At 43.9% G+C, this 14,764-nt stretch carries 10 protein-coding genes and 1 tRNA gene; 5 read left to right on the top strand and 6 right to left on the bottom strand.

The window, feature by feature from the left end; genetic code table 11:
- The first annotated feature begins 84 nt into the window (after positions 1-84).
- From ACUVJL_RS31120 to ACUVJL_RS31100, 5 genes are all read left to right on the top strand, one after another.
- Entirely contained in the window at positions 85-333 is a 249-nt protein-coding gene (locus tag ACUVJL_RS31120; RefSeq protein WP_445249360.1) for a DurN family substrate-assisted peptide maturase, read from the top strand.
- 190 nt (positions 334-523) lie between these two features.
- Positions 524-805 carry a cinnamycin family lantibiotic gene (locus tag ACUVJL_RS31115; RefSeq protein ID WP_445249359.1) on the top strand — a complete coding sequence of 94 codons (282 nt, stop codon included), beginning with the start codon at positions 524-526 and terminating at the stop codon, positions 803-805.
- 243 nt (positions 806-1,048) lie between these two features.
- On the top strand, positions 1,049-4,303 hold the full coding sequence (locus ACUVJL_RS31110) for a type 2 lanthipeptide synthetase LanM family protein (RefSeq protein WP_445249358.1): 3,255 nt from the start codon (positions 1,049-1,051) through the stop codon (positions 4,301-4,303).
- Between the two features lie 89 nt (positions 4,304-4,392).
- Complete coding sequence (locus ACUVJL_RS31105; RefSeq protein WP_445249357.1) at positions 4,393-5,316, top strand: Nif11-like leader peptide family natural product precursor; 924 nt, start codon at positions 4,393-4,395, stop codon at positions 5,314-5,316.
- Positions 5,317-5,642: 326 nt separating this feature from the next.
- A tRNA-Thr gene (locus ACUVJL_RS31100) sits at positions 5,643-5,715 on the top strand.
- A 370-nt stretch (positions 5,716-6,085) separates the two neighbouring features.
- On the opposite strand, the gene ACUVJL_RS31095 is transcribed toward ACUVJL_RS31100, so the two are convergent.
- The 6 genes from ACUVJL_RS31095 to ACUVJL_RS31070 all read right to left on the bottom strand — a co-directional run bounded on the left by ACUVJL_RS31095 (position 6,086) and on the right by ACUVJL_RS31070 (position 14,621).
- Positions 6,086-7,984, bottom strand: coding sequence for an aminopeptidase P family protein (locus tag ACUVJL_RS31095; RefSeq protein ID WP_445249356.1), 1,899 nt, complete (start codon positions 7,982-7,984; stop codon positions 6,086-6,088).
- Between the two features lie 16 nt (positions 7,985-8,000).
- Positions 8,001-9,170: a pyridoxal phosphate-dependent aminotransferase gene (locus ACUVJL_RS31090; protein WP_445249355.1), complete on the bottom strand. Its 1,170-nt coding sequence runs from the start codon at positions 9,168-9,170 to the stop codon at positions 8,001-8,003.
- Positions 9,171-9,284: 114 nt separating this feature from the next.
- The gene (locus ACUVJL_RS31085; RefSeq protein ID WP_445249354.1) at positions 9,285-9,617 is read right to left on the bottom strand and encodes a XisI protein; all 333 of its coding nucleotides are present in this window, start codon (positions 9,615-9,617) and stop codon (positions 9,285-9,287) included.
- Positions 9,605-10,024 carry a XisH family protein gene (locus ACUVJL_RS31080; RefSeq protein ID WP_445249353.1) on the bottom strand — a complete coding sequence of 140 codons (420 nt, stop codon included), beginning with the start codon at positions 10,022-10,024 and terminating at the stop codon, positions 9,605-9,607. Before ACUVJL_RS31080 ends, ACUVJL_RS31085 begins: the two co-directional genes overlap by 13 nt.
- 156 nt (positions 10,025-10,180) lie before the next feature.
- On the bottom strand, positions 10,181-13,222 hold the full coding sequence (locus ACUVJL_RS31075; protein ID WP_445249352.1) for an AAA family ATPase: 3,042 nt from the start codon (positions 13,220-13,222) through the stop codon (positions 10,181-10,183).
- 223 nt (positions 13,223-13,445) lie between these two features.
- Positions 13,446-14,621 carry a metallophosphoesterase family protein gene (locus ACUVJL_RS31070; protein ID WP_445249351.1) on the bottom strand — a complete coding sequence of 392 codons (1,176 nt, stop codon included), beginning with the start codon at positions 14,619-14,621 and terminating at the stop codon, positions 13,446-13,448.
- Positions 14,622-14,764: the final 143 nt, after the last annotated feature.

Raw genomic sequence — 14,764 nt, 5'->3', positions numbered from 1 at the left:
AAAATTCTTTTTTGTTGTTTCCTAATCTCTAGCAATACTTCTACAGATTCGGCAATCGTTATATGAGGACGGCCAGACATTTTAATGTTCTCCTTTACTTTTTATATAAGTCTATCACAACTTTATAAAAATGGTATTACTGCGTTGAGCGATGCAAGTGCAGATGGTATAAAGGGATGGTTGGAATCTATTCTGGCTCAGGGTGGGCTGACAGCAGAGGAACAAGCTCTGGTGGATTGGCAAAACAATTCAGAAAATATGACGGCAGCCCTTGATGAACTCAAGGCTATCGAAGACAAGGGCAATTTTAAGTTGACCCTCGAGACAAAATAAGTTTTTGTCTGGGATAGGGACAAAAAAACTTAGGGCTGCCCAAATCTGGCGAGCATCCTCAATTGTCCCAAATTGTTGCCTAGAATCAATTCTTCAGTAGTCGTTCTCAACGGCTATTTACTGAATTGGTGTTCTTTGATTCTTCGATCCGACTGACCAAACCCATTTAGTTACAATTGGAGTTATTTCCATGTCTGTTACTCTCCTTGAAAAACCCTCTGTCAATTACCTAGAGCAGCTATTACAGCAAGCCTCGTTCGATGCGGAATTCCGCAGCGAACTGTTAGAAAATCCCGAAGCTTTTGGCGTTCCTGCCGATATCGAACTCGTGGTACCCACATCGGTGGAAAAACAGGATGAATCCTTGTTCGAGTTGTTCGACGATGCTTTGGGAGAACTAAACATAGTCGCTTGCGTAACGACCTGTAGCTTTGGATATGTAACCCTAATCTGTGACGCTACGACAAAGTAATTTAGCAGCCCATCGGGCCTAAAAGACTATCTCCAGGCTAGCGCTGCATTGTATATTGTGTCCCTAGCCTGGTTTCTATGGCAGCTTGCGCCGGATGAGCAGTGTAGGGCCACGGCTCTTTCAACATTCTGCGTTAGTACCAAGATACCTGTATCGCCGTGTCATTACTGGGTTGATTAAAGCTAAAAAAATACTTTTCATCCAGGTTCTACAGGCTAACTTAATTGCAGTAACTTTTTAGCTATGCTCCATAATTCTCTTCTCATTGACATGGCTTGCCGCGCCAGTAACCTGTCCGAACGCACTCTCATTGTCCAAAACTTAGTTGCCAGAAATGCACGGGAAGCCTGCACTACACCGCTCAGTCCTTTGGATACTTGGAACATCAATAAACTGGCTGGGAAATTAGCAGTGCAGCCAGTCAAAGAGTCTTATGAAGAAGGAAGCGTTAATACATCGATACTGGAAGACATCAAAAAACTATTAATTGATTATAAATTATATGAGATAAATTTGGCAAACTTGTCAGAGGCAGACAAGCTAGAGTTTAAAAAAATTCACCTTCACTGGTTAAAAATCTATCAAGAGGCACTGGAAACCATAAACTTACCTCAAGAGAAGTTTTCCGTAAGTCGCTGGTACGAACCAGAAATTTACTACGGGAACTTTGCCAAAGTTTGCGAACCATTTTTACGGTTACTCCAGAACAGATTGCAACCCGTATGCGATGCTATCAATGTATCGGCAGACAACTATAGAATTGCTCCGCAAGTATTGACAGATATTCAGCTTCACCTGCTCAATCGCTTTGAAATGTGCTTAACTTGGGCGCTGGAAGCAGATATCAATGTTTACTGCTCCAAAAACAAAATCGCCAAATCAACCAACGATACTGATGCCTATGTAGCTTACCTTGAACAAGCCTTTGATAACCAGCAAGATTATCACTCCTTTTATTGCAAGTTTCCCGTCCTCGGACGTTGGTTAGCTCAAGTAACCGATTTCTTATGCACCATTGGCGAACAACTGATACAACGTTTGACGAGCGACAGAGATGAAATCAGCCGTACTTTCTTTAACGGCAAACAAATTTCGCAAATCAAATCCTTCAAGTTGGGTAAATCTGACAGTCATGCTGGCGGCACAACCGTAGTCATCGTTGAATTAGAGCTGGACAATTCAGAACCAGCTACAATCGTTTACAAGCCTCGCTGCATTCAATCGGAAGTAGCGCTGCAAGGTTTGCTGGAAAATTTGACGAGGGATAAAGTTATTGAGTTTGCCAGTTATCAAGTTCTTTGCAAAGATGGCTATGGTTACGCAGAGTTTATTCCCTCTGGTAGAAACCGCGTCCAAAGCGAACAGGAGATCGAGAAGTTTTACCGTCAGCTTGGGGGCTATTTAGCCATATTCTACATCCTGGGCGGTGGAGATCTCCATCAGGAAAATATTCTCGTAGCTGATGGCAACGCCTTTATCTGCGACTGCGAAACTGTATTAGAAGTAGTGCCGCACGACAGAGATAAACTGTCAGATACCGTATTTGATTCGGTGTTTAAAACTGCTATGTTGGAATGGCCTCGTGCCAATACAGGCGATGCCAGCAATCAGATGAAGATTGGCGGCTACAGCGGGGGCGAATCTTACGAGCTACCCTATGCTGTACCCCGAATTAACAATCGCCGTATGTCATTAGCTCAAGCTGTTGAATATCAAACGGACGTTCGCGTTGAGGTAGAAGCGACAAATCGCATCTATTACAAGGGTCAGCTAGTCAATCCGCAGGATTATAAAAACTGTATTGTAGATGGGTTTAACCGAGTTTATAGCTGGTTTCAAGAAAACCCCACTAAGGTAATAATGCTGCTTCAAGACTTATTCGCCTCTTCATCAGTACGCTTTATCAACTGGGGGACAGAAGCGTATACTAAGTTAATTATTTCGGTTCGACACCCCCAATGTCTCGCCCAGCCACTGGAAGTGGATTTGCGGTTCAACAGTTTAATGGAACATCGACGACAGTGGGATAAGCAGGGTCAGCTAGCCGAACTAGAACTAGCAGCGATGTGGCAACTAGATGTCCCGATCTTTACCGCCCGTGCTGGCAGCAATGAGTTAGTTTATAACTACCAACGGTCTTTGCCAGATATTCTGGAGATTTCGCCGCTGGATAATGCGATCGCACGAATTCAGAAATTATCTACAGAAAACCGAATTCGACAAAACCAGTACATCTATGCCAGCTTATCCACTGACGAAATTAATAGCCCGTATTTCATCGCATCAGCCGTTAATTATGCCCAGCAAATAGGCTGGCAATTGTGCGAACTGCTCCAACCTCCCTCTAGCAAGGCTCCCTGGAAAACTTATGAATATACAGGTCTGGGAAAACGCTTTGTGGATATCAGGGGCGACTTGTACGAAGGTTCGGCGGGAATCTGCCTATTTTTCGCTTACCTCGATGCGATTGAGCCGCAGCCAGAATTTCGTCAAGTAGCAGAAAGAGCATTGGCGTACTCTATAGAGCAACGCAATAATCAAATGATTGGAGCATACCAGGGGGCCACTGGGTTGATTTATTTGTTAATCCACTTAGCTCAACTCTGGAATAAACCGGAATTGCTCGATTTAGCTGTTAATTTGAGTGATGAGTTAATTCCACGGATTAGTCAAGATTTGTACTTCGATGTTCTGCTAGGCGTTGCTGGGATTATTCCGGTGATGCTGAGTTTAGCAGAGGCTACTTCCGGTAAAGGCATTGATTGCGCTCATCTGTGCGCTCAACACTTACTACAACACGCAACTTGTGACAACAATACCCTCAGTTGGCCTCACCATCCACCGGAGTTAGTGCAAGGGAATTTGACTGGCTTTTCTCACGGTGCAGGCGGAATTGGTTGGGCGCTAATTTCGCTTGGTTGTTATACTAATCAATCTGAATATATTGCGGCTGGTCGTCAAGCTTTTGCTTATGAAACCACCAAATTTGACTCAGATGAGCGCGATTGGTATGACTTGCGAACATCAGTGATGACAGTCAATACTAACGAACCCCATTTTGCTAACGCTTGGTGCAACGGTGCTGCAGGAATTGGTTTAAGTCGTATTTCGAGTTGGGCAGTTTTAGGGAAAACTGACGATGATATTTTGCGCGATGCTTACAGGGCTTTAAATGCAACCTTGCGTAATTTCGACAAGGTGGGAAATGATTCTCTGTGTCATGGAAAAACAGGTAACGCCGAGGTATTCCTGCGGTTTGCCAAGTTGAGAGACGAACCTTATTTACAGATGGAAGCCAACGGGCAAGCACAGGCTCAGTGGCGCAATTTTGAAAAGGCTCGTCGTTGGATTTGCGGGTCTGGCGGTACTGATGTATATCCCGGTCTAATGCTGGGATTGGCTGGGATTGGAATGCACTTTTTGCGTTTAGCTTATCCCGATCGCATTCCTTCACCTCTGCTATTAGATCCGCCGCCAAAGTACAAAATGTCTCAGTAGCAGGAAATGCAGACTGGGAGAAAAGAGCAGGCTAGCTTATTCAGTTAGCCTTTTAGCAAGATTGATGCACTAAATTGTCAGATAAAACTATGTCAAAAGAAGCTTTTCAAGAGTTCTATCAAGAATTTTTTAATAATTCCCACCTACAAGAAGAAGTTAGAGTAGTCACTACTATTAAGGAAATTATCAAGCTGGGAAAAAAGTACGGCTACAGCTTTACTCAGAAAGATATACAGGCAGCGAATGCTGATGAGCAAGGAAAACCTCAGACAAGTTCGTTGAATAAAGTTAGTGATGTTATACCCCGACAAATCGGCACCTACCACTATGAGTTTCAATTTTCTGAGATTCCAAAGTTTGAAGAAATCGCTCAACAGGTTGAGCATCTTAAAATCAAGCCAAACACAGTAGACATCAACCTCTATGAAAGCAGCTTTCGAGAAGATGATTTCAATTTCGCGTCTGTTTCGCCAACTTCACCAGAATTTCAGCGTCAATATGATGAAATTATGAAGCCATATTTGAGTGAGGATACGCCCTTACCTGAACATGAGTACATGATGCGACAATTTCATTTAATTAACTTGGATCTTCATGTAGAGCATCCGCTCTATGAAACTTACTTTATGCACAAGCTGAGGCTGATCGGGCTACTCAGTAAATTTTTTGGAACTGAAGTTAAGTTTTCAGGCAGTTTATGGTATCCTCCCAAAGGTTACAGGTTGTGGCACACAAATGAAGAACAACCAGGCTGGAGAATGTACATTATAGATTTCGATTCTCCTGAATCGGAATTGGTAGGTGAATGCTTCTTCCGCTACATGAATCCTACTACTAAAGAATTAGTGACTCTCAAAGATAAACCTAAGTTAGTAAGATTCTTCAAAATAGAGAAAGAGCGAGACGATTTATTCTGGCATTGTATAGTTAATAATACACAAGCTAACAGGTGGAGCTTTGGATTTCTTGTTACAGATAACTGGATGAATCAAATAATCGGTTCTGAGGTTTAATTGTTACTATTTTGCCAGTTTTTTTGTCGGTGAGAATCATATTCTAGGCTAGATTCTCCCGATTTGAGATTTGAGATTTTGAGGCTAGAAACCCGGTTTCTACGAAAATTGGGCTTGAGTAACGAGAAATATAGGAAGAAACCGGGTTTTTCAGATCGGGGTGCGTAAGTCCTGCCAAACTCCTCTAAAAGAGGACGGCGGGATTTAGCTAGACGAGTATAATTCCGGTTTTGCCCTTGCCCCGAGGGGTTTTGGGCGAATTTGAAAAAAAAATTGGCTGGGGGGGTTGCGCTAATGGCTATAAGTTTGCTATATTAAGTTTCACTGCTGGTGTAACTCAGTTGGTAGAGTAGCTGATTTGTAATCAGCCTGTCGCAGGTTCAAATCCTGTCACCAGCTTTATAGCAGTTTTCAATCTGATTAAATATCGGATTACATACAGTAGGGACACGGCACTGCCTATTGGTGTCAACTTAACGTCAAACCGACCGTCTCTCTTGTTTGTATCGGAGTCTAGATCCCCCCTAACCCCCCTTAATAAGGGGGGGACAAGAGTCTTCTCAAAGTCCCCCTTCTTAAGGGGGATTTAGGGGGATCTAGACTCAGGTAAAACCGATATTTATCAAGGATTTCAGTCTTAAGTTGACACTAATGGGCAGTGCCGTGTCCCTATCTGATATGTGCTATTTTGTACCTTTGGGGCGGGTTAGCGTGCCCACCCCACATGAGTTTCCCGAAAAATAGGTGCACAAGTTAAATGTGCGACAAATTACAAGGCTTTACCTAACGCAGCGCAGGCGTTTTTCAACCATTCAATTGTTGGTGCATCAAGTACGGGTTCGAGTTTCTCGACTACCGAAGCGTGATAGTTGTTCAACCATTCTAATTGAGTCTTTGACAGCCGATCGACATTTATTAATTTGCCCTCAAACGGAATATACGTCAGCGGTTCAAATCCGTACCAAACCGTACTGTTTTTGGATGGCATTTCCCTGACAACATAGAGATTTTCGATGCGAATTCCGCCCCATCCCGGTTCGTAATATCCCGGTTCGATGCTGGTTACCATGCCGGCTTCCAGGGGATACTGCACAGATTTGCTGATGCCGTTGGGTCCTTCGTGACCGGCTAAAAACGCGCCGACTCCGTGCCCTGTACCGTGTCCGTAGTCTAGCTGTTCTTGCCATAATACCGCACGGGCGATCGCATCTAATTGCGCTCCCGTTGTTCCTTTAGGGAATTGCTGCATTGCACAGTTGATGTGCGCGATTAACACTGTTGTGTAGTGTTCTATTTGTAGCGCCGTCGGTTCTCCGATACTTACTGTTCTCGTATCGTCGGTTGTACCTGCTAAATATTGCGCTCCTGAGTCCAATAACAGCAATTCCCCCGGTTTTAACGTTATTTCAGGGCTGGGGGTTCCGTAATGTACGATCGAGCTATTGGCTCCCGCACCGGCGATCGTTCTAAAAGTTAAAGTCTGAAAATCTGTTTCTTGCTGGTAAAATCTTTCGATAGTTTCTTTGACATCAAACTCTGTCACTACCTTACCATTTTTTAGCTGGTCTGTCAACCACTTTAAAGTCAAAGTTTTCGCTCGACTTGCTTTGAAATTGGCTGATTTCATTTGCTCGATTTCTACGGAATTTTTGCGAGCTTTCATCCCTTCTACCGGATGTGCCTCAAAAATTATTTCGATGTTGTAGAACTGCGCTTCTTGCTGGTTTAAGAGTAACTGGTACGTGCCTGCTGTGCTGTGTTTTGGGTCTAAAAGTACCCGAACTTTATTTGGCAAATTTACGCAATTTTCTAATGTATGCGGATAGTCTGCGTAGGGAAGCAAAGTTACATCCGCCCGCAATTCTTGCTTGATTTCTAGTGGAATTCGTTCGGTATTTGTAAACAAAAACGCTGAATCTGTGGTGACAATGGCATAGGATATGAAAATGGGAATGTGGGGAATATCCGAGCCTCGGAGATTGAACAGCCACGCTATTTGATTCAGGTTGGTAATCGGAAGCACATCGATATTGGCGAGTTGCATCGCTTCCCTGACTCTGGCTAATTTTTCGGCGGCGGTTTCTCCTGTCAGGGATACAGGTAAGCTAAATATGGGCTCTGCATCAATCGCGGGTAAAGTCTCTGCTGTTTGCCAAGGAGTTTGCGATCGCACTTTGTCTGTCAAATTCTCCGGGATTGGTATGAGTTCAATCTCCGCCGCTGCAAATTTTTTCACCCAATTTTGATATTGCTCTGTCCCTAGGGTAAACGGGTCAAAACCCAGGCGAACTTTCGTTGATTTTTGTGCCGCTTCTACAGCCAGTTTTTCTAAAGTTTCAATCGCGGTTAAATTTCCTTCTAAGCCGAGTTTCGATATTTCGATGAGTCCAGGATTTACTTGCAATTCTGCTTGTTCGTAGTAGCGGGAATCCACAAACAACCAAGCGGAATCTTTACCAACCAACAAATCGCCGGCGGAACCCGTAAAACCGCAAATCCAAGCACGCCGTTGCTTGGCTGCTGGAACTGATAAATTTAAGTGTTCGTCAACCGCTGGGATGAAATAGCAATCTAAGTCGTAATCTGCCATCAAATCGCGCAAGTCTGCCAGTTTTGCCGCAGAGGTATCTTGAATATTTGTATTTGCTTTCAAGTTAGTGGCAACCATTTTAATTTTTCCTATTTTACTTGTTTAAAATTGTCTTCAAACCTTTAACTAATCTCCTAATACCTGCGGTGGCAGTTGCTTTCTCCAAAGCACCGTAACCAACCCGCAAATAGCAGCCGCTATCCATACCGAAGGTTGTACCGGGAAGGACTGCTACGTGATATTCGCGAATTAATTGTTCGACTAATTCCATTGTATCGAGTTCAGTATCAACTTTCAAGAAAAAGTAGAATGCTCCGGCGGTCGGGGAAATTTTACAGAAGTTTTGAATGGTATTGAGTTCGTCTAATACGAGTTGCCGCACAGATGCGATCGCCCTGACATAATTATCGCAGTAACCTCTACCAACTTGCAAGGCTCCCAGGGCTGCATACTGAGAAATTACCGGGGGACAAATTAAGATTGTATCTTGAATCTTTCTCACTGAAACGAGCAAGTGTTCTGGTATTACCATATACCCGATCCGCCAACTCGCAAAACCGTAGGCTTTGGAGAGGGTAAACAGGGAAATTGTATGTTCGCTGCTGTTGGGAAAAGCGGCGGGCGAACAGTGTTTGACCCCGTTATAAGTAAAATATTCGTAGGCTTCATCACTGATGTGATAGATGTTGTGCTGGCGGCATATTTCGTTAACTTCGCGGAGTGCTTCGGAAGGATAAACGACGCCAGTTGGGTTGTTGGGTGAAACGGTGACGATGGCTCGCGTTTTGTCGGTAATTGCTTTTTTTATAGCATCGATATTAAGTTGATAGTTGGCGTCGGTTTCTACTATCACTGGTCGGCAACTTGCCATAATTGCCGCCATTTCGTGGTTGAAGTAATAAGGTGATTGGATAATAACTTCGTCTCCCGCCGAGGTAATAGCGAGAAGGGCGTTGGTAAATCCCATGTTGCTGCCGGCGGTAACAACAATGCAGTTTTGGCTGTTAATTTCTATGTTGTTATCTGTTTTGAGTTTGGCTGCGATAGCCTCATGTAATTGTGGAATTCCTTCGACGGCTTTGTATTTGTGATTGTCGGGAGTTGCCAAGAATTCGGGGATTTTTTCAAAGGATTCTTGTGGCGGATTGTAGTAAACTACACCTTGTCCTAAGGAGATCGTTCCCGGATTTTGGCGGATCAGTTCGCCAACTACTGGAATTATTGGCGACTGTACCGATTGCATTCGAGTCGGGTAATTTTTCATATAATATTTGTTTCGTGGGGTGTGAAGTAGATTGAGAAAACTTACATATTAGAACCCCGATTTGGAGGATTCAGGGTTCTGGGTATTTTGTTGGTTGGGAAATTATTTAAGGATTTACGCTATCGCAAATCCAGTAAATTGCCGCACATAAGGCGCTCGAAATCCCAAAACAATATCTGTTTGAGGGACTCCAAATTCTAGAAACTGATTGGCAATTCCTGCTTCCGTAAAATCCCGCTGAATCCAAATTTTTCCATCTTTGATATCAACATGAATCGGACATCCATGAATTCGTTCTTCATCCCGCCATCCCACATACAACAATAAATAGCGATCGCGTTCCGTATCGAAAACAATTTCAGTGGTTTCTACATCTTGCTCAGACTGCTCTGTCGCGTGTTGATGTATGACTTTCTGAACTAACTGGCGATAATCTAATCTTTCCATAATGTTATCTCCTGTCCCTTCACATGAAAAACCAGCAGCTTTATTTGATATCGTTCTAACACATTTTGAACAAACGAGTCTGTAAAGAAATCTTGATAAATATCTGTAGGCACTGCCAAATACAGCACTCGTTCTGATTCCATATTTTCTAAGGCTACTCGATAATTAAGAAATTGACCAACAGCCGTATGGAATTCTGACAGCGCCGACAACCCCAAAAAACTTTTTACTTCTACTGCTATTTTGTGAATCCCCTTTTCGGCAGCAAGTAATTTTTCTGCTCCCAAATCTATCTTAATTTTTACTTTAGAAGTTACTTTGAGAAACAGAGAATCGTGAGTAATAGTCCATCCATCTTTCTCCAAAGCCGAACGTACTGTGTTGTGAAAGATATCTTTGGCTGACATGATTTTAAAAACGGTTTTACTAGTAGATCCAAAAACAGCTTAGTTAACTGCCGTGCACACCATACATAACATATATTTGTTAGGATGCGGACTGTGCAGCGATAGCGCTACAAAGCGAGTCACACTACTTTTTGCCTAAGTCTTATTATATTATAATTAAACTCTTTCAACTTCTATTTTAGAACCTTGCGGCGACTTAAACACTTTAACTTGTGCGGGCAATCTTTCTCCCAATTCTCGAACGTGGGTAATGACTCCAATCAGCCTTTCTCGCTGCCGCAAAGATTCTAAAATTTGAGTAACGCTTTCGAGAGTGTCGGTATCTAAAGTACCAAATCCTTCATCCAGAAACAAGCTGCCCAAGTGAGCTCCTTGAGACAGTTTCTCTGACAAAGCTAAAGCCATTGATAAGGAAGTGGCAAAGGTTTCGCCGCCGGAAAGAGTGCGGACTCGTCTAGCTTCGCCGCCGTTCCAATTATCTGCTACCCAGTATTCGCCGTCTTGGTTTCTTAGTTTGTACCGATTTTCGGTTAATTCTTGCAAAATCAATGTGGCGCTGCCCACTAATTCTGCTTCTAAATGTTCTAAAATATAGGATTGAAATTCGTTTGATTTGAGATTCTGCGCTAAGGTGTGATAAGTTTGCTCTTGTTCTGTGAAATTTGTGATTTGCTGTGACAGTCTTTCGGCTTGTTCGAGATTTTGCGCTGCTACTTGAATCCAAGCTAAAAGTTCGGCGCGGTTGTTGTTGGCTTGTTTGAGGTTTTCTTGGGCGGTATGTTTTGCCGATCGCACTTGTGCTAAATTATTCTCATCGGTAGTTCTGCCTGCGATCGCCTCGCTCAAATCTTTCGCCCGCGTCTCTAACTGAATTTTGGCTTCGCGGTGAGAGCGAATAGCATTTTCCCATTCCGATTGTTGCTTAACTGTCGCAACCGCTGCTAAAAATGTCTCTTCTGTGAAATCAGCCGCTGTTAATTTTGCTGACCAATCGAGGTTTAGCTGGTGTTTATGGGCCTGGGCTTGTCCAAAAAACTCTCCAGCTTGTTGCTCTCTCTCTGCTGCTTGAATAACCGTATTTTGAGCAGTTTGATATGATTTTTCGGCAACTTTCAGCAGATTTGCCAAGGCTTGCTTGTCTTCTTCTAAGGCTTTTACTAAATTAGGATAAGGTTCATATTCGGTAATTTCATATAGCGCATTTACACAAATTTGCAACTGCTGCTGCCTGCGGTCTAATTCGGCGCTCGCATCTTGATATTCTTGCTGTTTAGCTGCTTGAGTCGCCCCAGCAAAATTAACTCTTTCCTGAAATTTTTCATATTCCAATGATGCCAGTTGGAACTGCTGCTCGGTTTCGCGGTATTGGCGATCGCTCTCTTTAAGTATTGCCAGATCCTGGTGCAACTGCAACACTTCCCACTGAGAATCTTCCAGAACTTGAGTGATATGCTGCTGCAATTCGGCAAGTCTATTCGCGGTTAATTCCAGCATTTGAGCAATTTCCGACTCTTTTTGCAGGCAGGCTGAAACTGCACTTTTTCCCTCAGCCGCCGAGCTTTGAGCAGCTTGAAAAACCTGATTTGCAGCCGCCAATTTCTGCCGCAAAGCAGCGACATCGACAATATTAGAATTCGGCAAAGGAGGGAGGATATCGCTCTCCGGATGCACCCCTCCGCACACCGGGCAAGTATCGCCAGAATTCAGCGACATTCTGATAGCAGCAACACTCTCTAAACGTGCCGCTTCCGCATTAGCGGTTTGGGCCGCTTCTAACTCGCGGCCGCACTCTTTTAGCCTGAGTTCTGCTGCTTCTAAATTAGTGGCAAGCTCCACATAACTCTGTTGATCGCTTTCCTTATCTGCGAGAGATTTCTCCAACTGTTGCTGCTGAGTTTTTCCCTGGTTGGCAATTAGCTGGAATTCCATCAATAAGGGTGCAATTTGCTGCAATTGCTCTAAACGCTTTCCTCCCGGCGAAGACTGTGCGAGCTGGGTCGCTATTTGAGTAACTCGAAAACCCGCACCTTTAATTTTAGTGTTAGCAGCTTCCACTTCTTTATCTGCTGCTTGAAAAAAGCTGAGCTTTTCCTGTTGATTTATTTGGGCAAGCGCCACTTCTTTTTCTAATTGAACGCGCTGTTCTTCATATACTTTAGCAGCAGCCAGAGCATCTTCGCGAGCCTTAATTTGTGGCGCTAGGGTCTCTTCTTTGGCTTTTGCCTCGTCAAGTTTCTGCTGCTCTACTGCCAGCTCATAGCGAGCTTTAACTAACTGCGTTCGCGCTGCCACCGAAGCACTTTCGGCAATTTCATACTGACTGCGAGCCGATCGCACTAAAGCCCAATCTCCCTGTAAATGATTGGCAGCTTGTGCTTTTTCTAAACACTGTGCTAATTTTTTTATCTCCGAGGAATTAGTATTTAATTGAGCCAGTTTTTGTTGCAGCTCTTGCCAGCGAGCGATTTGCAAAAATAGCTGTTCCTCTTCATCTAGAGCCTTCTGAGCTTTCATAACGGCGCGCTCAAACTCAGGCAACTGCTGCTCTAAAATCAAAAGTTGCGATCGTCTTTGAGCCACCTCATCCGCCGTCGGCGCACCCAACTCAGCTAACTGCCTTTCCACCATTTCCCGTTCCTGTTTCAGCAACTTTGCCAGCTCATTTGTTTCCTTCCGCATCTGCTCAAAAATCTCAAATCCCGCTAGCTGCCGCAAAATTTCCCGGCGTTTTGAAGTATCCCCTTTAATAAACTCATCAAACTTGCCTTGAGGCAGAACAATTGCTCGCGTAAAAGTATCAAAATCCATTCCTAAAATCTGTTCAATGGTATTTTGAACAGCAACAATACTCGTCCCCAAAGTTTCCCATTCGCCATTTTGCCAGTTGTCCAAAATCACCTTATTTTCGGGATTTTTCGGACGGAAACGCCACCTTCGCGTCACCCGATACTGTGCCGAACCCACAGAAAAACGCAACTGCACTTTTAAATTTTCGCTACCTTGACTTACCAAATCACTTACTTGTTTGCCGCTACGAGTAGTAGTGCCAAAAAGAGCGTAAGTCATCGCATCTAGCAGTGAAGATTTGCCCGCGCCTGTAGCACCAGTAATTGCAAACAAATCGAGTTGAGAAAAATCTAAACGCTGTTCGTTGCGGAAGCTGGTAAATCCTTCGAGAATAAGTTCTAGTGGACGCATACTGATTTTAGTTTTAGGATTTGGGGTTTTAGATTGTATTACTCTTTACCAGGCTCCGCCTGGTAATGCAGATCAGGAGGCTCTGCCTCCAATTTTCCTATTTGCCTGGTAACGCATACCCGGAGGCTCTGCCTCCAATTTTCCTATTTAAGCGCGAGGCAGAGCCTCTGGATATTTCCAGACGCAGCCTGGAAGTTAAAATAAGGGGGAGGAACAACAGTATTTAATTGTTAACTGTTTCCTTAAACTTCTTATACAAATTTTTAAATTCCTCCAATACAGTCGGTTTCGGTGTCGTTCCCAATCGGTTTTGATAATAGTTGCAAAACTCTGCTGCCGGATCGAAATTATTGGGATCGATATTAGTTATTTCTGTTGGTTGTAGCGCTGCATCTGGATAGCGCGGTTCAATTAACAGGGCTTGAGAACAGATTTGGCGCACCCGATCGGCAAGTCCGATTTGTGGACTGTCCATTTCGACAATTACTTTCAAAAAACCCGGATGGTACTGATGAGCTTGTAAAGTTTCATCAAGATTGTCGTTATGACATTTAAGCACTTTTAACGGCTTGTGGCAAGTCACCGGCTTAAATTCCACCTTTGCCTGACTTCCCGGCTCAACTTCTATCAAGCAAAATCCTTTTTCCTGTTCCGCTTCTCCAAAATCTAACTGAATCAAAGAACCCGAATAATAAGCGCCAGAAGTCTCAGAAATCCGCTGATGAATGTGGATGTGCCCGAGGGCAACATACTGAGCTTCCGGCGGCAGGGTTTGCGAGGACAGCAGGTATTTTTCTCGCGTGTAATAAGCGACTTCGGATTTTGCCAATCTAGCGCCGTCAATGCTCATATGTCCCATGAGAAAATTGACAGTATTGTCTCTAAAATCCCTGGTTAAATCTTCGAGTAAATATGCTACAATTTCGCGGTAATCTTTTCGACGTTCGGCATCGCCAGACTGCCAGAGAGAATTAGCATCTAACAGTCTTTGTTCGGAAGCAAAAGGCATCGCTCCCACACAAAGTTTACCGCTTTTTGTATTAAGAGTAATCGAGCCGCCGTCTGCCGATCGCCTGGGCTTGCCTAAAGCGCGAACACCGGCGAGGGAAAGCAATTGCGCGATGCTGTCGATGCGGGAGGCCGAATCGTGATTACCGGCGATCGCAATTGCGGGAATTCCTGCTGCTTGGAGTTCGCAGAAAAAGTTATAAGCAATGCGTTCGGCGTAAGCGGTGGGGTTGGGCACGTCGAAAATGTCGCCGGCGACGAGCACAGCATCGACATCTAAGGTTTTTGCTTGCTTCAAAATCTGTTCGAGGGCGATCGCAATTTCCAAAGTGCGGTCAATTCCTCGGAAACGTCGCCCTAAATGCCAGTCAGCAGTATGAATTATTCGCATAGTACGAGGAGTATTTTGTTTATGTTAACTGAGATGTTGTACCATTTTCAAGAACGGGCAAGATGCCCTTTCCACAATGAATAAATTTGTTGTGGAACGGGCATCTTGCCCGTTCATAAAAGAATAAATTTGTTGTGGAACGG

This window comes from Microcoleus sp. OTE_8_concoct_300, from assembly GCF_031383065.1.
In the GTDB taxonomy this organism is placed as follows: Bacteria; Cyanobacteriota; Cyanobacteriia; order Cyanobacteriales; family Microcoleaceae; genus Microcoleus.
Note: the sequence above shows the minus strand (reverse complement) of the source record. Positions and strands in the feature narration are given on the sequence as shown.

Bases quoted from the DNA above. Each gene is read 5' to 3' on its own strand.
- ACUVJL_RS31120 (WP_445249360.1), top strand. From the start codon at position 85: ATGTTCTCCTTTACTTTTTATATAAGTCTATCACAACTTTATAAAAAT.
- ACUVJL_RS31115 (WP_445249359.1), top strand. From the start codon at position 524: ATGTCTGTTACTCTCCTTGAAAAACCCTCTGTCAATTACCTAGAGCAG.
- ACUVJL_RS31110 (WP_445249358.1), top strand. From the start codon at position 1,049: ATGCTCCATAATTCTCTTCTCATTGACATGGCTTGCCGCGCCAGTAAC.
- ACUVJL_RS31105 (WP_445249357.1), top strand. From the start codon at position 4,393: ATGTCAAAAGAAGCTTTTCAAGAGTTCTATCAAGAATTTTTTAATAAT.
- ACUVJL_RS31095 (WP_445249356.1), bottom strand. From the start codon at position 7,984: ATGGTTGCCACTAACTTGAAAGCAAATACAAATATTCAAGATACCTCT.
- ACUVJL_RS31090 (WP_445249355.1), bottom strand. From the start codon at position 9,170: ATGAAAAATTACCCGACTCGAATGCAATCGGTACAGTCGCCAATAATT.
- ACUVJL_RS31085 (WP_445249354.1), bottom strand. From the start codon at position 9,617: ATGGAAAGATTAGATTATCGCCAGTTAGTTCAGAAAGTCATACATCAA.
- ACUVJL_RS31080 (WP_445249353.1), bottom strand. From the start codon at position 10,024: ATGTCAGCCAAAGATATCTTTCACAACACAGTACGTTCGGCTTTGGAG.
- ACUVJL_RS31075 (WP_445249352.1), bottom strand. From the start codon at position 13,222: ATGCGTCCACTAGAACTTATTCTCGAAGGATTTACCAGCTTCCGCAAC.
- ACUVJL_RS31070 (WP_445249351.1), bottom strand. From the start codon at position 14,621: ATGCGAATAATTCATACTGCTGACTGGCATTTAGGGCGACGTTTCCGA.